This window comes from Rhodoflexus caldus (assembly GCF_021206925.1).
Classification (GTDB): Bacteria; Bacteroidota; Bacteroidia; order Cytophagales; family Thermoflexibacteraceae; genus Rhodoflexus; species Rhodoflexus caldus.
Map to the genome: position 1 here is coordinate 377,117 of NZ_JAJPRF010000002.1, position 21,445 is coordinate 398,561.

Genomic DNA, 21,445 nt, shown 5'->3' on the forward strand with positions numbered 1-21,445 from the left:
TTGTTCACTTATTCAACGTTCGCAACCTCCTTGGCCACTAATGCCAGCACCTCGGCATTGGCCTGCTCAATGTGCTGCAAATCGGCCTCGCTCAGGGCTGTGGAAACAAACAGGCTTTCATATTGCGAAGGTGCCAGATACACACCGCGCTCCAGCATCTCGCGGAAATATTTGCCAAATAGTTGTGTATCAGATGTTTTGGCACTTTCAAAGTCAGTAACGGGCTTATCGGTAAAAAACAGGCTGTACATAGAGCCGATTTCATTGATGGTGAAGTTCAGCCCGTTGGCTGCCAATGCTTTGCGGATGCCGTCGGTAATGCGGCTTGTGTTTTGGGCAACCTGCGTATAGACTTCGGGGTGCTCGTTCAGGTAATTCAGCATGGCCATACCTGCACTCATGGCAATTGGGTTGCCTGAAAGTGTGCCTGCCTGATAAACTTTACCGGCAGGTGAAACACAATCCATGATTTCCTTTTTGCCGCCGTAAGCACCCACAGGCAAGCCGCCACCAATGATTTTGCCCATAGTAGTCATGTCGGGGCGGATGCCGAACAGTTCCTGTGCGCCACCTTTGGAAAGACGGAAGCCCGTCATTACTTCGTCAAAAATATAAACAATGCCATGCTTGTCGCAAAGGGTACGCAGACCTTCCAGAAAGCCTTTTTGAGGCAGCACACAACCCATATTGCCTACCACCGGCTCAATGATGATGGCTGCAATTTGGTTGGGGTTCGCATCAATCAGTGATTCTACTGCCGCAAGGTCGTTGTAGGGTGCCGTAAGTGTGTCATTGGCAACGCCTTGCGTAACGCCCGGGCTGTCGGGTGCGCCCATCGTAACCGCACCGCTGCCTGCCGCTATCAGGAAACTATCGCCGTGCCCGTGATAGCAGCCTTCAAATTTGATGATTTTATTGCGGCCTGTATAACCTCTGGCCACGCGAATGGCAGACATACAAGCCTCGGTGCCGCTGTTTACCATGCGCACCTTTTCTACGGAAGGCACCATGCTGCAAATCAGTTCTGCCATTTCCACCTCGCGGCGCGTGGGTGCACCAAAAGAGAACGAACTTTCTACGGCTTTTATCACCGCTTCCTGAATCATGGGGTTGGCATGCCCCAAAATCATAGGCCCCCACGAGTTGATAAGTTCTATGTAACGATTGCCGTCTTCATCAAAAAGATAGGCACCCTTAGCAGATTTAATAAACACAGGATTGCCGCCCACTGCACGAAAAGCACGCACGGGTGAGTTCACCCCTCCCGGGATATATTGCAATGCCTGTTGAAAGAGCTCATGGCTGATTGTATGATTCATAGTACGGTTAATTTAGATTAGTTTTTCGGCATATGATAAACAAGAAAAAATTAGCGCAATATGTCAAAATACTCTTACTGATAACATGTTTGACTTGCCCGACTGTTTAAATCATATACCACACATTGTTTGTTTTTTTGATTACTTGCTCTGCGGGAATCGCATCCTGTAAGTATGCTTTACATCCCCTTTGCTGATTTTGGTCAGTTTTCCCTGAATCAATCGCTTTTTCAGCGGGTTGATATGGTCAATAAACAGCACTCCCTGAATATGGTCGTACTCGTGCTGAATCACACGGGCTTTCATGCCGTCGTAGGTTTCCTCGTGCAGTTCCCAATTCTCGTCGTAGTAGCGGATGCGCACCTGTGCTTGTCGCTGTACTTCCTCGCGAATGGAAGGAATGCTCAGGCAACCTTCTTCAAAGCCCCATTTGTCGCCCGTTTCTTCCAAAATGGTCGGATTGATGAAAACTTTTTTAAAATCTTTTATTTCCTCATCATCCGTTCCGCTGCCATCTACCACAAACAGGCGCAGCGAAAGCCCGATTTGCGGTGCTGCAAGTCCGATACCCTCCGCATTGTGCATCGTATCAAACATATCAGCGATGAGTTTAGGCAGGTCTTTGGGGTTCTCTTTGGTCAGTTCGGCTGCTACTTTGCGCAGCACGGGGTCGCCATAGGCTACAATCGGATAAATCATAATATTGTATTCTTTTTTTGTTCCATGTAAGATTGCAGGATGATGGCAGCGCTCACTTTGTCTAAATTGCCCTGCTTCTCCATGCGGTCTTTTTTCTTGCTTCCGGCAGCTATCATACTTTGCATCGCCATCACAGAAGTAAACCTTTCGTCCACCTCGGCCAGCGGCATATCGGGGAATCGTTTGCGGAAGGCTTTGATAAAGCCTCTGACCATAAAAGTGGTGCCTGTATCGTTATTATTCAGCTTTTTAGGCATTCCGATAATAACTTCATCCACCGGCTCGGCAGTCATATATTTTGCCAGAAAATCCATTAACTGAGCGGTAGGAATGGTTTCCAGAGGAGAGGCAATCAGTTGCATCGGGTCGCTCACTGCGATACCCGTCCGCTTGCTGCCATAGTCAATAGCTAATATTCTACCCAATTTTTTTACGAAATTGCACTGCAAAGGTAACGAAAAACGCACAAACCCATGAGAATAGATTTCTGCAAGTATCAGGGAACAGGCAATGACTTTGTCATGATTGATAACAGAGGCCGGTGGTTTCCTGCCGAAGACGAGCAATTGGTAGCACAACTCTGCCACCGCCGTTTCGGTATTGGTGCCGACGGGCTTATTTTGGTACAAGAACACACCGATTATCCCTTTGAAATGGTTTATTTCAATGCCGACGGACGACGCGGCAGCCTTTGTGGCAACGGAGGCCGCTGTACGGTTGCTTTTGCGCATCGGTTGGGGCTAATAGGTAACAATACGCGGTTTATGGCAGCCGACGGCCTGCATGAGGCACGGATAGATGAGCAGCAACTCGTTTGGTTGCAAATGGCTGATGTTCAAAATATCACCCCTTGGAGCGACAACTATTTTCTCAATACAGGTTCTCCGCACGTAGTGCAGTTTGAGCAGACCATTGCCGATTTTCCCGTATATGAAAAAGGCAAGGCAATACGTTATCTGCCGGACTTCGCACCGGGCGGTACTAATGTCAATTTTGTTGAAATTCAATCAGATAATAAACTCTACGTGCGCACCTACGAACGCGGCGTGGAAGATGAAACCTATTCTTGCGGTACAGGAGTAACAGCCGCGGCATTGGCTTACAGCGCTTCGTGTAAACAACCCACAGGTGAGCAACAGGTTGTTGATATCAGAACGCCGGGCGGCAATTTGAAAGTGGCATTTCGTCATTTGCCCGAATCTTTTTCCGATATTTGGCTGATAGGGCCTGCCGAATATGTTTTCAGTGGAACAATTGAGCGATAAAATACTGACAACCTTCTGCCGATTGAACAGGCTGTTCTTGTACAGCGCTATTATACTCATTATCTGGGCAGACAGTGAAGTAAAAGCACAAAGCAACAACGTCAATTTAGACAGCCTGTTTCGGGTAATAGCTACCAATAATCCCGATGCGCAAATGGCTGTATTGGTGCCTGTTTGGGAACAGCGCGCCGAGTTTTCGGTAGCGCAATCCGAGTCTATCATGCGGGCAATAGAGGGGCTGTACAACAGAACCGGCGAAACTTCTTCTAAGATACTGTATTACAGAGCCAAAGCGCTTTCGTCTTATTACCGCAATCAACTGTCGGAGGCCTTTCATGCCTGCGAAAAGGTAATGGAATTGCCGATACACACGGCACAAGACAGCCTCAGCCTGATACAAACGCTTTTTGTGCGCGGTATAGCCTATCATGCCAGAGGCGAATTAGGAAATGCTGCCAAAGACTTTAACACCGCCCTCCGATTAGCCCACGGACGCAGAGCTTGGGACAAAAGCAAGCAACTGAATACACTGATTGCAAAGTTGTACCTTTTTGGAGGCTTGATAGACATCCAACGCAATGACTTACCTGCCGCCGAGCAAAAATTCACGGATACAAGACTGATTTTCAGAAAATTAAACGATAAGATAGGAGTTGCGCTTGCCGATGCCTACACGGGCAATCTGTACATCAAACAAAAGAATTACGTCCGTGCGGAAGCACTTTTGAGAAGCAGCCTGAATACTTTTTTGAAAGCTCAGGCCTATCACCAAACCGCACGGGTCTATTCGTACTTTGGCCACATGGAAATGGAGCGCGGAACGGTAGATGATGCCTTGTTGTGGTACAATAAGTGCATTCAAATAGACAGCAGCAACCACAAATTGATTTCCTTACAAGACCATTATTTAGATGTAGCCCGTGCCCTGTTGGAAAACAGCAATTACGAAGCCGCCAAGCAATATATCAACGAAGCCAAGCAAGTAGCATCTGCTACCGACAACCAATATGCGCTTATGCTTGCCTATGATATGGAAGCCGAGCTTTACTATGCAACCGGTAATTTTCGGAAGGCCTACGAAAGCCAGCAAATCGGCAATACGCACCGCGACAAGGTGTATGACGAACAGCTACTCACCGAAATTGCCAAAAGCAAAACAGAATCCGCACAGGCAAAAGAGACAGACAGCCTCCGAATAGTGAGTATTACCAAACAAAATGAGGCAGCAGCAGAAAAAGCCCTCAACGAGCGGCTTTCCTTGTATCTTCGCCTGCTTGTGGTGGCTGCCGTTATAATTTCAATACTACTTGTCGGACTTGTTAAGACAAACAAAAAACTGAAACAGAAAAACATAGAACTGAACAATAAAAACACGCGACTTGACCAAGCATTGATTGACTTAGAACTTACGCAGAAACAATATGCCCAATCCGAAAAATTGGCAGCGCTGGGTAAACTTTCAGGCGGCATAGCGCACGAAATACTCAACCCGATGAACTACATCAATAACGGCACGCAACAGTTGGAAAAAGGTATCAAACGACTGATTGCAGCCAATGAAGAATACCGCCGCATGTTAAGCCAATTTATACCGGAAAAAGACACTGCCCATCATTCCCGCGAACAAGAATATGCCTCATTGCAAGCCGAGGTTTACATGTTTCTGGATATCATCAAATCAGGTGTCAATAAAATTTTAGGGATTGTAGAAAGCATCAGGCAACTCAAACCGCCCGAATTTAAAAGCGCAGATATCCACAACACCATAGAAAACGCTTTGCACATGCTTTCCGCGCAATATGAGGATATTGAGGTGGAGCGTCGGTACGAAAAAAAATGCCCTCAGGTGATGGCTGACCACTTGCAGTTAGAACGGGTATTTACCAACATCATCGGTAATGCCTTCCAAGCAATACGAATAGCCAAACGAATGCACGGGAAAATAACCATTACCACTGATTTTTTTTCATTAGAAAAAGAAAATGACAAATTATTTGTCAGAGTAGAAATACAAGATAATGGCATCGGTATGACCGATAAAGTAAAACAACAAATTTACGAGCCTTTTTTTACTACCAAAGAAGCGGGCAGCGGCATGGGCTTGGGGCTTTACATCACCAAACAAATTCTTGATTTGCATCAGGCCAAAATAGACATCATATCCGAACAAAATGTGGGCACCAATTTTATCATAGCCCTGCCTGTAAGTGGCTTGAATTAGAGAAAATTTCGTATAATTGTTTCCAAACTAAACTGCAAATACACCCTTATGGATGTAAGTGACCCTTATAAAATTCTTTATCTGGACGACGAGCTGAACAACCTCATTATTTTCAGGTCGCAGTTTCAGGAAGAGTTTGAAGTTTACACCGCACAGACCGTACAAGCTGCTTTAGATATTTTACAGCAGCACGAAATAGAACTGATTATTACCGACCAACGGATGCCCGGCATTACCGGCATTGAGTTTTTGCGCAGCATCCACCATATCTATCCTCGTATTACCAAAATAATTTTGACCGGTTTTGTAGATATTGAAGAAGTAAAAATTGCCATTAACGAACTTGGCATTGCAGGATATATCAACAAACCGTGGGAAGAGCTTTCACTCCGTCTGCTGATGCTGAAGGCCTGCGAATCTTACCGCAACGCACGCGAAATACGGCTTTTGACCGAACGCTTGGAGCAACGCGTACAAGAGCGCACCGAAGAGTTGAACAGAAAAACCCGAATCCTTGAAATCCAAAACGAGTTACTTACCGAGGTCAATAATGAAAAAAACAGCATCATTTCATTTATAGCACACGACCTGAAAGGGCCTCTGAACCGCATTGAAGGGCTGATTACTATTATGGTAAATTCTACGGAAATTACCGAAGAACAACAAGAATACTTCCGCCTGATAATGGAATGTATAAACGACGGCAAGATGCTGATTCGCAACTTGTTGGATGCCAAAGAAATGGAAGAAAACACCAAAGAAGATTTTTATCCGGTTGATGTACATGAACTGATAGACAAAGTTTTTGCAGCCTATGAAAAACAAAGTACACAAAAACAAATCCGTATGCATTTGGAAAACAACTTGGAATCGGCCGTTATCCATGGCAATGCAGACTATGTCATGCGTATCATGGAAAACCTGATTTCCAATGCTATTAAGTTTTCACCCATCGGAAAAAATGTTTTTATCAGACTACAAGACCTTGATAAACATTTGGCAATAGAAGTACAGGACGAAGGCCCCGGTTTTACCGAACACGACATAAAAAATCTTTACAAGTCGTTTAAAAAACTTAGCGCACAACCCACAGCTGGGGAAAGTTCCACCGGGTTGGGGCTTGCCGTAGTCAAGTCGTTGGTTACCAAAATGAACGGCCAAATTGCACTGTACAGCGAACCCGGACAAGGGGCACGCTTTATGTTAACCCTTCCTAAACACCGGTAATTGCAATCGCCTGCAAATGAATTTAGTTATTTAATCGTTTGGCAATAATTATCGGCAAATCAACTACAAAATGGCAGCCTATTTGTAATGCTTGCATATTATGGAAGATGACAGTTGCTATTTTCGTAGTTTTTTAGCTGCCTTGCTGATTTGTATTGCACCCCTCGCCTTTGGACAAAGCCATACATCTCGGCCTTCGCCGCTGTTCTATAACCGCTTGGCCGAAACCTACATAGACTCGCTGCCGATGCGCTCGCTGCAATACGCCGAGCAGGCGTATTATTTGGCTAAAGCCCGCCAAGACAACCATGCCATTTACAGAGCTTTGAGCAATATTGTAGCCGCACATTGGAAACTCAACAATCGCGAACAACACAAGTACTACTCCGTTTTGCTGTTTGAAGCGCACAAACAGCTACGAAAAAACCGTCAATCAACACCTTGGGACAAAATGCTCGCCTTGCAAAAAGAAGCGGACAGCATACAGATGCAACTCACAGAAGAGCGTTACAGGCAAGCACTTGCACAGTCGGAAAGTGCCAACTATTTGCTACAAACTTGGCTGATATTTGTAGCTCTGCTGAGCGTCGTCGTTCTGTTTTTCTGGTGGCGCACACAGCGCACAAACACCTTGTTGGAACAACAAAAACAGGAAATTGTGCATCAAAACCAACAATTGCAGGAGCAAAACGAATGCCTGCATCAACTGGGAATAGAACGGAATGAGTTTATCCATATGCTTTCGCACGATTTGCGCACGCCTTTCAATACCATTTACGGCTTGCTGCGCCTTATTGAAATAGATGGCGCGCCCAACAGCCGACAGCAGGAATACATCACACAAATAGATACCACTATTAAACGTGCCAACGTGCTCATTAAAGAGATATTGGAGGCAAGTCTTTACGAACAAGCCGATGTCCAAACTCTCAAAACCGAAGCAGTAACCGTGCATCAGGTAGTAGAACAGGTAATAACAGATTTTAAAAGTTTGGCCGAAAGCAAAAACATAGAAATTGTATTTAACAAACCCTCTGCTGATTTGAGCATCCACGCAGACCAACAAGCACTTGTACGAATTTTAGAAAATCTGCTTTCCAATGCCATCAAGTACTCCCCTACTGACCGCAAAGTCATTGTAGAAATAAAGCCACAGCAAGAGAGTTGCCATATTTCGGTGCAGGATTTCGGCCCCGGCTTTACGGAAGAAGACAAAAAGAAGATGTTCAAAAAATTTCAGCGACTCAGTGCCCGACCAACGGCAGGTGAACCTTCTACGGGTTTGGGGCTTTCAATTGTCAAAAAACTCACCGAACAAATGAAGGGAACCGTAACATGTGAAAGTGTGCAAGGTAAAGGGGCAAAATTTACAGTCAGTTTTCCCCTAATACCCGAAAAGCAATCGCTTACCCATACGATGTTGTAATTTTTGTAAAAAATTGCAACTTGCGGCTATGGATATGATTAATCGTCTCATAGATTCAGCTGTTGCTGCCAATCGTTTGTTGGCACAGGTGCCGCAAACAGTGATTGCCCAATTTTTACAAGCACTTGCCGAAGCTACGGAAAAAGCAACGGATGTTATTCTGGCAGCCAATGCGGAAGACCTATCCCGAATGTCGCCCGATAACCCCAAATACGACCGTTTGTTGCTATCCCCCGAGCGCATAGCCAATATTGCCAATGAAATACGCCATGTAGCCAATCTGCCCTCACCCGTAGGGCGAGTGATAGAAGAAAAAACACTTCCTAATCAACTTTTTTTGCAAAAAGTAAGTGTACCTCTGGGAGTGGTAGGTATTATTTACGAAGCGCGCCCCAACGTAACGTTAGACGTAACGGCTTTGTGTTTGCGTGCCGGTAATACAGTCCTTCTCAAAGGCGGCAGCGATTCGCAAGCAACCAATGAGGCCATCGTCGGAGTAATTCGGGAGGTACTGTACCAATTGAAATTACCTATTGATGCCGTAACGCTTCTGCCCCCTTCACGCGAAGCTGCCGAAAAACTTTTGTTGGCTGAGGGAAAAGTAGATGTGATTATCCCGCGTGGCAGCCGACAACTGATTGATTTTGTGCGAAGAAATTCCCGCGTGCCTGTCATAGAAACAGGGGCAGGCATTGTCCATACATACATTGATGCAAGCGCAGATATTGAAAAAGCAGCCAATATTATTTACAACGCAAAAACCCGACGGGTCAGTGTTTGTAACGCACTGGATTGCCTGCTTATCCATCGGGCTGTTTTGCCACAACTGCGCCATATGATACAACCACTTGCAAAGAAAAATGTAGAAATTTTTGCAGATATAGAATCCATGTTTTATCTGCAAGTTGGTTATCCGCGTCATCTGTTGAAATTTGCCGAACCCCAACACTTCGGTACAGAGTTTTTAGACTACAAAATGAGCATCCGCACTGTAAGCAACCTCGATGAGGCGCTCGAGCACATAGCCCGTTATTCATCCAAACACAGCGAGGCCATTGTGGCAGAAGACGCGGAAACCATAGAACGATTCCTCAACGTTGTGGATGCCGCCGCTGTTTACGCCAATGCCTCTACCGCTTTTACCGACGGAGCACAATTTGGCATGGGGGCAGAAATAGGCATCAGTACGCAAAAATTACATGCCAGAGGCCCCATGGCACTACCGGAACTAACCAGCTACAAATGGAAAATTAGGGGGAACGGACAGGTGCGCCCGTAAACCAGACAAGTAAACAGACATTTCAGGTTGAAAAAAATCAGCAAATTTGCATATATGCTTGCCTGTTATGGGTTGCAAAACATACAGCAAGAAGGGTCGGCATATTGTTCGCTGCTATTCAGCACCTCCTCGCGGTACTGACAAGTCGGGCATTCCATCCAATACCCTTTGGCCTCTTGCGTAGGCAGCCCACACCAGTTGCACGGTAAGCCCTGTATGCTGGCGCCTCTCCCAAATCCGGGGCGGCGGCAATGCGGGCACAATGTCATCAAACGTTCCGCCAAATCGGTAGCAGCTGCGGCAATTGCCCGACAGCGCGTCGGGTTATGCATGGCGCGCATGTCTGTTTCTATCTGCACCACAGGCTGTTGCGCCAATGCCTGACTTACTGCAAAAGTCAGGGTTTCATAATCATGAATACCTTTGACTATCGGGTTTCCGCGCACAATGATACCATGCGAGGGGAAACCCGCACTGTCGGCAAATTCCAATGCTGCCTCAACTGAATCAACTTTTTGGGAAGAAAAGTTAGTGGCAGAGGTCAGATGCTGCCCACAAACCTCTATGCCAAGCTTCGTATCTTTCAGCATCACTATTTCTACGTTGGCGGCAACAAAAGGAATGCTCGGGTGCGGCCCGAATGCCCCTTCGCTTGCTATCCCGATACTTAGACCGGTTTGCTCTATTGCTGCCATGCACTTCATCCGTGCCGTTTCTGTCTGGCTGCCCTTGCGCTCTGTTTCACCGGTGAAAGTACCAAAAGAGTCTGTATCTACCGATGCCACCCGAATTTGTAAACCGGTGTTGTATTGTTCAAAAATTGGTGCAATAATTTTTTCCTTGGCATGGATGGTTGCCAATGCTGCCGTGCGATTTTGAAATAAAGTATGCGTCATTTTTTTGACGAATGGGTTGATTCGGAATGTGCAGGGTTTTGTACTGCCAAAAACCATTCCAAGGGCAAAGTAACCATAAATTCGGTTTGCCCGGGTCGGCTGCATACTAATTCTATGGCACCGCCAAGTTTATTGGCAGCTACTTGTGCAACATAAAGCCCCATGCCTGCACCTTTCATCAAATTAACGCCTTTGTAGCTGTTTTTGAACAAGTGCGGGATAGACTCTTTGGGTATACCGATTCCATTGTCGTTTACTCTGATAATCAGATTGTCATTTTTTTGAACAGCGGCAATGCGTATGTAAGAATTGCGGTAGGATGAATCGCGATAGGTAATCGCATTTTCCAATAAACTTCGCAAAATAATATTTATCAGCGATGAATCCGATGAAATATTTAACTGCGGAGAAACTTCTATCAGCACAGTAATATCAATTCGTTTATCTAATTGTACCTCTTCTATTGCACGACTGACAAGTTCCAATACATTTATCGGATGAATATCAGGAACTTTATTTTTCAAACTATTGAAAATCAAAAGTTTATACATAGAGTACTCCATCCTTGCCGCTGCGTTGGCTACCAATTCAAAATATGCCAATGCATTCAGGTCGCCAATTTTTTTTTCTGTTTTTACCAACTTGCACAGCCCCATAATTTGGGTAAGCGGTGCCCGCAAATCCTGTGCGGCGCGATAAGTAAACGAATCCAACTCTTCCAATGAAAGCAACAACTCGTTTTCCATCTGTTTCTGCGTGCTGATGTCTGCCATGGCCAACATTACAATAGTCGTATTTCCTACTGCCAAAGGTTCTATCCAAACCTTTAAGTCTATGATTTTCCGATTGGCGGTAACTTGCTGCCAATTTTCGGACACCGATTTGTAGCGGTTCATCAATACGCGATTGAGTATGTAAGCTACACGGTTCTCTTCCCACTCGGGACACAGTTGCACAATGGTTTTGTTCAGTAATTGATTTTTTGAGTAGCCGTATATTTTAGAGGCAGCCTTATTTGCGTCTGCAATACTTCCCTTTTCATCCAATATTAACACGCCAACAGGCAGGTTATCAAGGATTTTGGCAAAGAGCGAATCGCTATTCAATTGTGCAGTGGCATAATCATTGGACTCAACATTATTACTTTTTACGATAAAAAACACAAAAAAGAACCCTAATATTACATATAAAATTTCCAATATCACCACATACCTGTCTACCATGTGATAGCCGGTAAGCCTTGATAAAAGGCTAAAAAAGAGAAAAGTAAAGACTGCAAAGATGGAAGGATAGAGGACAAATTGTGATTTTTTATCCATTTTAATAACTTATGTAATATTTTACGAAAGTATAAAATCATTTTGATTATGCAAACTTTTTGCGCCCGCATACGGAAACTTGCATAATTTTGTCGCTTTAAGGTTAAGCAAAAGTGGAACTCAATACTTTCTGGATTATCGCAGTAGCAACCATAGGTTTTTTTGTGCTGTTGCAACTTATATTACAAGGAATCTGGTTTGGTAAACTTGCATTTTTTAAGCCTACCGCATCGCAACCCGTCCGGTATGAAGGCATATCTGTTATTGTGGTAGCTCGCAACGAGCATGACAACCTGACACATCTGCTGCCTATTCTTTTAGAGCAAGATTATCCTGCTCCATACGAAATTATTGTGGTGGACGACCACTCTACCGACGACACATTCTGGCTCTTAAAAACAGCCGCACAGGCCTTTGATAATCTGAAAACAGTTACCATTAATCACACCCCGGCAGGTATTCATCCTAAAAAATATGCCATCACGCTGGCCGTGAAAGCCGCAACCTATGAGAGGTTGGTACTTACAGATGCAGATTGTCGCCCCTGTTCGGCCAAGTGGCTGGCCGCCATAGCTGCAAATTTTGACAATAAACAAATTGTGCTGGGCTACTCTCCATACATGGAACGCAAAGGGTTTTTGAACCGCCTAATTCGCTTCGAGACTTTATATACCGCCATGCAATACATTTCCTCTGCGCTGTGGGGGCATCCCTACATGGGGGTTGGCCGCAATCTGTCATATACCAAAAGCCTGTTTCTCGACAACAAAGGCTTTCACAAATTTCAGCGGGTAGTCGGAGGCGATGACGACCTGTTGGTCAATGCCCTTGCCACTGCGCAGAATACGTCAGTTGCCATCGGAGCGGATACACTTGTGTATTCGCTGCCTAAAACCACTTGGCGCGGATGGTGGCAGCAAAAACGCCGCCACCTCTCGGTAGGCAAATACTATCATTGGAAAGACAGGTTGTGGCTGGGATTGAACACCATGTTAGGAATAACAACACACATACTGATTTACGGCGGGCTGATAACAAGCCTTCTGTGGCAACAATGGCTGCCTGCAGGCATCATTGCAGGTATTATGTTGCTGCGGTGGGGTTTCTTAGGAACAATTACCTATCTTTGTGCAAGACAACTTGGCGATAGATTTAGCATTATTTGGTGGCCTTTATTAGACTTTTCCTATATAGTTTATTACTTTACGGCAGGCTTATCCGTACTGATTAGCAAAAAAGTAGAATGGAAGTGAATAATTTCACAAATAACGACAGCAACAACGAACAAGAACAAGACAACGAACGGTTGTTTTCAACCAAAGCGCTTGCCGATTTTAAGCTGATAGACCGTGCTATTAATGGCGATGAAAAGGCTTATGCAGAACTGATGCGCCGTTATAAAAAGCCCGTTTATCATACTTTGCTGAAAATGGTACGCAACTCCGACGACGCTGACGACCTTACGATAGAAGCCTTCGCCAAAGCATTCAAAAATCTGCCCAAGTTCAAAAAAGAATACACTTTCAGTACATGGTTGTTCCGCATCGCTACCAACAATTGCATTGACTTCATCCGCCGCAAAAAACTGGAAACTACCAGCATCAGCACCGGTTATTCGGATGAAAACGGAGACCCTATTGATATAGACATCCGCGATGAAAACCTCAATCCGCAGGAAAGCGCCATTAACGTACAAAAAATAGAAATTGTGCGCACAATGGTAACGTTGCTGCCCGATAAATACCAGCAGTTGGTACAACTACGCTACTTTGACGAACTTTCCTACGAAGAAATAGCACAACAACTCAACGCCCCCTTGGGTACGGTGAAAGCACAACTTCACCGCGCAAGAGAGTTGCTGTACGATATTGCAAGGGCTAAAAAAGACATGATTTAATGAATCGCAAATTAACCTTATGGGGCTTATGGATTTTTTCTGTAAGCCTTTTTTACCTGCTTTGTCCGCCCGCATCGGCTCAAACATCGCCCAAACGCGAATTTAGGGCTGTATGGATTGCTACGGTTGCCAATATAGATTGGCCTTCGGCCAAAGGGCTGCCCACTGTACGTCAGCAAGATGAGTTTATCAACTTGCTGGACTTCCACAGGCGCACAGGCATGAATGCGGCAATCGTTCAGGTGCGCCCTGCCACCGATGCGTTCTATTTCAGTGCACAGGAAATGTGGTCGGAGTGGCTCACCGGCAAGCAAGGCCTCATGCCCGAGCCTTACTACGACCCGCTCCAATTCATGATTGCCGAAACCCATCGGCGGGGCATGGAGTTTCATGCGTGGATAAATCCCTATCGCGCCCAATTTGAAGGCGATTCGCTGCGGGTACACCCCGAGCACATCACCCGCCGCAAACCGGAGTGGTTCGTAACTTACGGAAAATCCAAAGTATTCAACCCGGGCATCCCCGAAGTGCGGCAGTACATTACCGATATCGTAGCCGATATTGTGCGCCGCTACGATGTAGATGCCATCCACTTTGACGATTACTTTTATCCTTACCAAATTCAGGGGCAGGTTTTCAACGATTCGGCTACTTACAGGCAATACGGCAAATCCTTTGCAAAAATAGACGACTGGCGACGCGATAATGTCAATCGGCTTGTAGAGGCTATCTCACTGCAAATCAGGCATATAAAACCCTATGTAAAATTTGGCATCAGCCCGTTTGGGGTTTGGCGCAACCGCTCGCAAGACCCGCGCGGCTCTGCAACACAAGGGGGGCAAACCTGTTACGACCATTTGTATGCCGATATTCGCCTGTGGTTAGAAAAAGGCTGGATTGACTACGTAGCCCCGCAAGCCTATTTCAGCATTGAGTTTGACAAAGTTCCTTACAAAACACTGGTAGATTGGTGGGCAGATAACAGCTTCGGCAGGCATGTGTACGTAGGGCACGCCCCCTACAAAATCGCTCCCGACGGCAACGACCCGCATTGGGCAAAACCCACCCAAATACCTGAGCAAGTGCGGTACAACCGCCGTAAAAACGGCAAAGTACACGGCAGCATTTATTTCAGTTCCAAATCGCTGGTGCGCAACCCCAATGGTGTCGCCGATTCGCTCCGAACCAATTTCTACAAGCACACAGCGCTGTTGCCGCTTATGCCATGGAAAAAAGGCAGCCCTCCCCCACCGCCTTCGGGTTTGGAAGTATTACCCTCCAAAAAAGGGGCGCTGCTGCGTTGGAATCCGCCCCCTAAACTTACGGCAACCGAAAATACGGCAAAGTACCACGCCATTTATCGGGTAAAAGCCAATGAACCATTTGATTTGAACAATCCCGCGCAGATGATTGCGCTAACCGGTACGGAAGGCTTCTTTTTAGATGACACTTTTCCTGCCGACGGCGAATATCGGTATGCAGTAACCGCACTGAGCCGTATGCACCACGAAAGCACGGCCGTATATTCGCATGCTATCAGGCTTCGCGCGCCCGGTGCATGGACAGACTTTGTGATTACACTTATCAATACCTATCGGCAAGCACCCAAAAACGGCAAAAAGCAGTAAAAAACTAAGCCATCCCGAGTTGCAGGATGGCTTTTACTGTATAGTGAAACAAATGGCTATTATTTAGTTCAGTTTGAACTTGATAGGGAGTGTAACACGTTGCGCAACAGGCTCGCCTTTATTGATAGCGGGTTTCCATTTTTCGCCTTGTTTTACTACACGCACCGCCTCTTCGTCGCAACCATAGCCAATGCCTTTGCCGGGTTGCACCCGCACATCTTCAAGGCTGCCGTCTTTTTTTACAACAAACTCAACAAATACCTGCCCTTCCGCATTGTGCTTTTTGGCCTCTTCGGGATATTGCAGCGATGTTTTAATATAGCGGTAATAAGAAGGATAGCCACTGGCCGGTTCTGCGGGCTGGTCGGCTACAACTACCACCTCCTCGTCCACTTTCTTAGGCTTTTCTGTTTTTACGACAGGCTTCTTTTCTTCCGCTTTTTTTACGGGTTCTTCTTTTTTGGGTTCGGGTTTTGGTTCAGGTTGTGCAACTTCCTGCTTCGGAGGCTCTGTTGCAGGAGTGCTCGCCGAAGTTACCGCAGGTTTCACCTCCTCAACAACAGGCTGCTCCTCTGTTTTCGTTTCCTGTTTTGCAGGCTCTTGACATGCCCACATTAAACATGCCCCTGCCACTATGGCATAATTGTACCAATGTGTAAATCTGGTTTTCATAGAATCTTTAACAAATGATGTACGAAAATTATATGTTATGATTAGTGGTATGTGAGATAATTAGGAAGAAATTTTGTCAATCAATTGCTGACTATTTCTTTACAATAAGGGGCTACGGTGAGTGTTACAATTTAAGTGCCAAACAAATAACAAACAAATCTTAACTTTGGCACATGAAGCAACGCGGATTAATTATGCGCTCAACCGGCTCATGGTACGACGTTCGGGATGAGCAAGGCAATAGGTACAAAGGCAGGCTGCGCGGGAAGCACAAACTACACGGCAACAAAGTAACCAATCCGGTTGCGGTAGGCGACTATGTGGAGTTTGTTATTGAAGATACAACCGAGGGGACTGTACTTATTACTGATATACTGCCCCGTGAAAACTATATCAGCCGCAAGTCGCCGCACAAAATGGCTTTTGCCCACATTATCGCCGCCAACATAGACCAAGCGCTGCTTATGGCAACGGTAGCGCTGCCCCGCACCTCTACCGGATTTATTGACCGTTTTTTGGTTTCGGCCGAATCGTTCCGTATCCCTGTTACCATCTTATTCAATAAATCCGACCTTTTAGACGAGGAAGCGCTTGCCTATCAGCAAGAATTGATGGAAACCTATGAGAAAATCGGCTATCAATGTTTAGCGATTTCGGCTTTGCACGGCAACAACCTGTCGCCCGTGAAAGAACTGCTTGCCGGAAAAAAAACACTCATCGCCGGGCATTCCGGCACAGGCAAATCCACGCTGTTGAATAGTTTAAATCCTCAATTAAACCTTCGCACATCTGCCATTTCGGAGTTTGCGGGCAAGGGCGTACACACTACCACCTTCGCCGAAATGTTTGAGTTAGCCCCCGAAACCTTTCTGATTGATACACCCGGTATCAAAGAACTTGGTTTGGCCGATATGGAAAATGAGCCTATTGCTCATTATTTCCCCGAAATGCGTGCCTGCCTCGGCATGTGCCGCTACCCAGACTGCAAACACATACAAGAGCCTGACTGTGAGGTGGTTAAACGTGTCAAGTCAGGAGAAATCGCTCATTCGCGTTACCTGAGCTATCTCAGTATGTTGGAAAATGAGGATAACAGGCGTTAATCGTTGCACCATTTTTGCAAATCAACTCCCTGATATGTTAACTTGCATCGTAATTCTTTAAATCATTCAACTAAATCATCAAATTATGAAGCATCTGAAATCGTGGCGTTTCGCTCTGGGAAGCCTGATTATTGCTGCACTTGCCGCTTGCTCAGGGGGAGGCAGTGCCGAATATGACAAACTCAAACAAGAAAACGAGGAATTAGTTGCCAAAATTCGCAAAGACAGCCTTTACATTGCCGGTTTAAATTCGGAAATGGACGAATTATATGCGAACTTGGATACCATGCGCGCACGCGAAGAACGCATCCGACAAGCCGCTGCCAAAATGCGCGCCGGCAGTATGAGCGGCCGTGAAGGTTCTCTGACCATTGACCAAAGTTTTGCCGAGCTGGAACGACTCAACAAAGAAAACCAGCAAAAAATTGCACAGTTGCAAAGCAAATTGTCTAAGGCAGGTAAAGAAAATGCTTTCCTGCAAAAAATGGTAGATGAACTCCAAAAGTCCATTCAGGATAAAGACAATCAAATTAAAGACTTGCAAATTACCATTGCATCTTTGCAAGAGGAAGTGGCAGGTTTGAAGTCGCAGTATGCTGCCAAAGCCGAAGAACAAGAGCGCACACAAGCAGCCCTTGTTGAAACCCAAAATGAGCTATACAGCGTTTTCTATGCCATCGGCACTCGCAAAGAATTGGAAAACAGAGGCGTAATTGATGCAAAAGGCTTATTCAACAAAAATAAAGACCTGAATGCCAATATTGATGAATCTAAATTCACCAAATTGGACAGCAGAACTGCTACTGAGATTGAAATCGGTAATTATAAGGCTAAAAGAGTAGAGTTAGTGCCTGCACGGAGCTCTTCCAGCTATCAGTTGGTGGAATCCGGCAACTCCGTAACGCTGAAAATCACAGACCCCAAAACTTTCTGGAAAACCAAGTTTGTTGCCATCGTAGTAAAGTAATCGTTATCATTTACCAAAAGCCGCCTGTATTCACTTGCAGGCGGCTTTTTTGTCATTAAAACGCTTTTTTTATTCAAAAAAATGAAACAAATTGCATAGTATGGGTATTAAAGGACATAAGCCTTTGCATATATGACCGATGACGAGATTATAGCCGCGCTTCAAAGCAATAATGAAACAGCCCGCAACAATGCCATGCGCCAACTGCTTGGGCTGCCCTATCGCAATATGATACGAAGTTTTCTTTTGAAAAATAGCGGCGACGAATCGCACGTTGATGAACTGCATCAGACGGCCTTGTTGGAACTATTTGACCAAGTTCAACGGGGAAGATATCAGAAAAAAAACAATGCCTCATTAAAAACATATATTTACTCCATTGTACGCAACCATTGGCTGAAAGACTTACAACGCCGTGGAAAACGCTACATTACCATTGAGGATACGGAGCAACTACCAATAATTGACATCCTTGCGGATACTGTTTCATGGCAAGGAATGCAGCAGGCAACAGAAATGCTGGATAAACTACTTGCAGAATTTAGTCAAATAGCTGCCGATTGTGCGAAACTTTTAAAGGATACTTTTTATTATAATTTAGGAGATGGCGAAATTGCGCCACGTTACAATATAGCCAGTGTAACAACAGTACGCACCAGAAGACTGCGCTGTTTGGCTAAACTCCGTACGATGTGCGAAAAGCGTGGGCTGAGTTTTTCATCATTTGTAACCACTGCCTATGAAGCCTGATGATAATACAATAGAAAAAATACATGATTACCTCTGCGGCGTATTGGATGCTGAGAAAAAAATGCAATTTGAAAAAGAATTGCAGGAAAACGCCTCCTTGCGGGAAGAGGTTGCCACGCAGAAGGAAATTATTCATGCTGTAGAAAATACCCATCATTACCTCTCCGGCATAATGGATACGGAGGAAAAAATGCAATTTGACAAAAAATTGCAGACAGATGCCTCCTTGCGGGAAGAAGTTAATATGCAGCAGGAAATCATTTATGCTGTCCGCCGCATGGCAATGGCAGAGCAGTTACGCCTGTTGCAGCAGGAAGTTTTAAAAGAAGAAGGTGTACAAGAGCACAAGCAAGGCAACCAAGACGCCAAAATTATCCCTATTCGCCCGTATGCCCGCATCATCAGAATCGGGCTGGCTGTCGCAGGGATTGCCGCTGTACTTGTGCTTGGTTTTTGGATAACTCCGCTATTGCAAAACTATCTGTTCCCCGAACCGACCGTTGCAGTTGCCATTCCTCAACAATCGGAGTTTGTAAGCCCTATCAAGGGGCTGGAAGTGCCCGCTGAAATGCTTGAATTAGAAGCAGAAAAAGGCAAGACTTTCCGATTGCCGAGCGGTACGCAAATTAACGTACCACCCAATGCTTTCACCGATGAGAAGGGCACCAAAGTATCGGGGAAGGTACAAATCGTTTACAGGGAATATCATGACGGGCTAGAAGTGCTGGCAAGTGGTATTCCGCTGGAAATGGAAGAAAAACACATGGAAACCGTCGGCATGTTTGAAATCAGAGGCTACCGCAACGGCGAACCCCTGACCCTCAACGGCAGCATAGACGTACAACTTGCCTCATTTACCGATTCCCCCGGCTACAGCCATTTTCATCTGGCAAGCCACCGCACCGACGAAAGTACGGGGCAGCCCATTGTGCAGTGGCAGCAAATAACAGGTCTTTCCGAACTTATCATCAATGCGCGCAAACAAGCATACTTTGATTCGCTGAAAAAAGTTTATTACGAACAAGCCGAAGCTCATGCCAAAACCGCTTTTGAGAACCAACAACTGAAAGCGCTGGAAAGCACCGTAAGCGGGTGGCAACTCAAAGCGGTGAAAAGCAACGTAATTATGAGTTGGCTCAATACGCAAGGCATGGAATACATAGGCTTCCAACCTGAGTATCAAGACCCAGACAGTGAGGAAATGTCATGGGTGAAAGCTGCCAAATGGCAAAAAGCCAATGCGGCTGTTGCCTCTTTTATGCCAATGGCGCAGGTAAGTATCCCCTCTATCACCGGTAATTTTGTCGAAGTCCGTTTCAGTAATGATGCTAAAAAGCTGATAATCAAAACAGCTAACAGCACACTCCTCTACCATTACAACGGGCAGCTAATCGGCAAAATTGCCATGAAAGATGCCGTGTTTACCTCTGACGGTGAACACATCATCGGCCTTTCCGATAAAAAAGAACTGCTTTGTTACCGCACTTCCGATGGCGCTTTTGTAACACAATACGGGCAACTCATTCCGACCAACAGCCGCGAATATGACCCTAAAATTAACAACAGTGAGCGCGCCATTACCACCTATGTAGGGCAGGTTATGGACTATGACATCTCTCCCGACGGCCAGCGCGTCGTTACCATTCATACCGATGAAAGCGCTGTACTGTGGGAAATTGGCGGGAAAATGATTAGCCGCCGCAAAGGACTCCCTAAAAGTTGGGTTACGGAGATTATGTTTACCAATCGGAACGGCACGGAAATGATTGGCAAAATGCACGACGGCACTATTCTCCGTATGAATGACCAATGGCAATCGTTGGGCAGAAGCAATAGTTTCTCGCGTCCTCCCGACTATGACGGCGGTTTGTCGGAGAAAAAATGGACTATGACACTCAGTAACCAAACCCTCAAACAACCCGATATAGACTTAGACCGCTTGAACAACAACAGCCGCATGGTGTATAAAAATGTAGCACAACACGCTTTCTATATCAACCGCAAACAACAGGACACATGGCAAGCTGTTGATACACTATATGTCGCAGGCATTGAGCGCGCATCGGCATATACCATCGCCCCCGATGGCCAGCGAATAGCTCTGCTATTGGGCAAAGACAAGTTGCAGATATGGCAAAAAACCGACACAGACAAGCAGATTTACCGTCTTTCGTTAGAAGGGGCATCGTTTGAAGCAGGCAGCAAAATTTTAGATGCGCCACAGGTGCATTTTTATACATATGTACAGCCCGGAGGCCGCCCGCAATTACGCAAACAACCACGGTTGGCAACTTTTGAAGAGTTGCGCCGACGCAATCTGAAAGTAGCCGACCAAAAACTGCAATTTGCCCGCGAACAACACACCGAAGAGGCAGACTATCTGCGGGTTTTCCATGTTACCAAATTTGGCATTTATCATGTAACGCGCCCGTTTGAAGAAGTAAAAGTGGCATACAGCCACCTGATATTCTCTGCCGAAAACAGCAGCGGCACAATGAAGTTGTTCCAATTGGCAGGTGCAGAACGAACAGTTATCATTCCTTTGGGCGAGTTTTCGCTGAACAACCCATCGCCCGTAACTTTTGACGCATCGGGCGGTCATTTGGTGGGCGTACTACCCGGCGGCACGGTGTTGGTATTCTCAGCAAGGGATTTTGCAGACTGGCTGCGCGAAAACACCGCACAGGAAAACACCACTCCTCAGTTGGTATTTAAGCGGATAGACCCATCGGAAGTGAACTATCGGAAATTGAAACAGATACTCGAACAATCCTGAT

Annotated in this window: 18 protein-coding genes; 12 read left to right on the plus strand and 6 right to left on the minus strand. The window is 45.7% G+C overall.

Annotated elements, in window-relative coordinates:
* Nucleotides 1–8: 8 nt before the first annotated feature.
* The 3 genes from hemL to ruvX all read right to left on the minus strand — a co-directional run bounded on the left by hemL (nucleotide 9) and on the right by ruvX (nucleotide 2,443).
* Complete coding sequence (gene hemL / locus NDK19_RS03720; RefSeq protein WP_250630491.1) at nucleotides 9–1,319, minus strand: glutamate-1-semialdehyde 2,1-aminomutase; 1,311 nt, start codon at nucleotides 1,317–1,319, stop codon at nucleotides 9–11.
* 141 nt (nucleotides 1,320–1,460) lie between these two features.
* A complete protein-coding gene (gene def, locus NDK19_RS03725) occupies nucleotides 1,461–2,018 on the minus strand; it encodes a peptide deformylase (RefSeq protein WP_250630492.1) in 558 nt (185 codons plus the stop codon).
* A complete protein-coding gene (ruvX, locus tag NDK19_RS03730; protein WP_250630493.1) occupies nucleotides 2,015–2,443 on the minus strand; it encodes a Holliday junction resolvase RuvX in 429 nt (142 codons plus the stop codon). The genes def and ruvX overlap by 4 nt, the downstream gene beginning before the upstream one ends.
* A 48-nt stretch (nucleotides 2,444–2,491) precedes the next feature.
* On the opposite strand from ruvX, the gene dapF reads away from it, so the two are divergent.
* From dapF to NDK19_RS03755, 5 genes are all read left to right on the plus strand, one after another.
* Nucleotides 2,492–3,283 carry a diaminopimelate epimerase gene (gene dapF, locus NDK19_RS03735; RefSeq protein WP_250630494.1) on the plus strand — a complete coding sequence of 264 codons (792 nt, stop codon included), beginning with the start codon at nucleotides 2,492–2,494 and terminating at the stop codon, nucleotides 3,281–3,283.
* A complete protein-coding gene (locus NDK19_RS03740) occupies nucleotides 3,255–5,504 on the plus strand; it encodes an ATP-binding protein (RefSeq protein ID WP_250630495.1) in 2,250 nt (749 codons plus the stop codon). Before dapF ends, NDK19_RS03740 begins: the two co-directional genes overlap by 29 nt.
* A gap of 48 nt (nucleotides 5,505–5,552) precedes the next feature.
* A complete protein-coding gene (locus NDK19_RS03745; RefSeq protein WP_250630496.1) occupies nucleotides 5,553–6,731 on the plus strand; it encodes a hybrid sensor histidine kinase/response regulator in 1,179 nt (392 codons plus the stop codon).
* Nucleotides 6,732–6,831: 100 nt separating this feature from the next.
* Complete coding sequence (locus tag NDK19_RS03750; RefSeq protein WP_250630497.1) at nucleotides 6,832–8,157, plus strand: sensor histidine kinase; 1,326 nt, start codon at nucleotides 6,832–6,834, stop codon at nucleotides 8,155–8,157.
* Nucleotides 8,158–8,170: 13 nt separating this feature from the next.
* Entirely contained in the window at nucleotides 8,171–9,436 is a 1,266-nt protein-coding gene (locus tag NDK19_RS03755; protein ID WP_262910261.1) for a glutamate-5-semialdehyde dehydrogenase, read from the plus strand.
* 65 nt (nucleotides 9,437–9,501) lie between these two features.
* Here NDK19_RS03755 and NDK19_RS03760 read toward each other — a convergent pair whose 3' ends face one another.
* Nucleotides 9,502–10,332: a DUF6671 family protein gene (locus tag NDK19_RS03760; protein WP_250630499.1), complete on the minus strand. Its 831-nt coding sequence runs from the start codon at nucleotides 10,330–10,332 to the stop codon at nucleotides 9,502–9,504.
* Nucleotides 10,329–11,555, minus strand: coding sequence for an ATP-binding protein (locus tag NDK19_RS03765; RefSeq protein ID WP_250630500.1), 1,227 nt, complete (start codon nucleotides 11,553–11,555; stop codon nucleotides 10,329–10,331). Before NDK19_RS03765 ends, NDK19_RS03760 begins: the two co-directional genes overlap by 4 nt.
* A gap of 209 nt (nucleotides 11,556–11,764) precedes the next feature.
* On the opposite strand from NDK19_RS03765, the gene NDK19_RS03770 reads away from it, so the two are divergent.
* The 3 genes from NDK19_RS03770 to NDK19_RS03780 are packed head-to-tail and all read left to right on the plus strand — an operon-like array spanning nucleotide 11,765 to nucleotide 15,176.
* On the plus strand, nucleotides 11,765–12,904 hold the full coding sequence (locus tag NDK19_RS03770) for a glycosyltransferase (protein ID WP_250630501.1): 1,140 nt from the start codon (nucleotides 11,765–11,767) through the stop codon (nucleotides 12,902–12,904).
* The gene (locus tag NDK19_RS03775; protein WP_250630502.1) at nucleotides 12,901–13,548 is read left to right on the plus strand and encodes an RNA polymerase sigma factor; all 648 of its coding nucleotides are present in this window, start codon (nucleotides 12,901–12,903) and stop codon (nucleotides 13,546–13,548) included. The genes NDK19_RS03770 and NDK19_RS03775 overlap by 4 nt, the downstream gene beginning before the upstream one ends.
* Nucleotides 13,548–15,176 (plus strand): glycoside hydrolase family 10 protein, encoded by a 1,629-nt coding sequence (locus NDK19_RS03780; RefSeq protein ID WP_250630503.1) that lies wholly within the window; start codon nucleotides 13,548–13,550, stop codon nucleotides 15,174–15,176. The genes NDK19_RS03775 and NDK19_RS03780 overlap by 1 nt, the downstream gene beginning before the upstream one ends.
* Nucleotides 15,177–15,239: 63 nt before the next feature.
* Here NDK19_RS03780 and NDK19_RS03785 read toward each other — a convergent pair whose 3' ends face one another.
* A complete protein-coding gene (locus NDK19_RS03785) occupies nucleotides 15,240–15,848 on the minus strand; it encodes an energy transducer TonB (RefSeq protein ID WP_250630504.1) in 609 nt (202 codons plus the stop codon).
* Between the two features lie 173 nt (nucleotides 15,849–16,021).
* Between NDK19_RS03785 and rsgA the strand changes: the two genes are divergently transcribed.
* The 4 genes from rsgA (at nucleotide 16,022) to NDK19_RS03805 (ending at nucleotide 21,444) form a co-directional block, all read left to right on the plus strand.
* Entirely contained in the window at nucleotides 16,022–16,951 is a 930-nt protein-coding gene (rsgA, locus tag NDK19_RS03790; RefSeq protein ID WP_250630505.1) for a ribosome small subunit-dependent GTPase A, read from the plus strand.
* Nucleotides 16,952–17,036: 85 nt separating this feature from the next.
* Nucleotides 17,037–17,918: a Cbp1 family collagen-binding glycoprotein adhesin gene (locus tag NDK19_RS03795; RefSeq protein ID WP_250630506.1), complete on the plus strand. Its 882-nt coding sequence runs from the start codon at nucleotides 17,037–17,039 to the stop codon at nucleotides 17,916–17,918.
* A gap of 195 nt (nucleotides 17,919–18,113) precedes the next feature.
* The gene (locus NDK19_RS03800) at nucleotides 18,114–18,668 is read left to right on the plus strand and encodes an RNA polymerase sigma factor (protein ID WP_250630507.1); all 555 of its coding nucleotides are present in this window, start codon (nucleotides 18,114–18,116) and stop codon (nucleotides 18,666–18,668) included.
* Nucleotides 18,658–21,444 (plus strand): HlyD family secretion protein, encoded by a 2,787-nt coding sequence (locus tag NDK19_RS03805; RefSeq protein ID WP_250630508.1) that lies wholly within the window; start codon nucleotides 18,658–18,660, stop codon nucleotides 21,442–21,444. Before NDK19_RS03800 ends, NDK19_RS03805 begins: the two co-directional genes overlap by 11 nt.
* Nucleotide 21,445 lies beyond the last annotated feature (1 nt).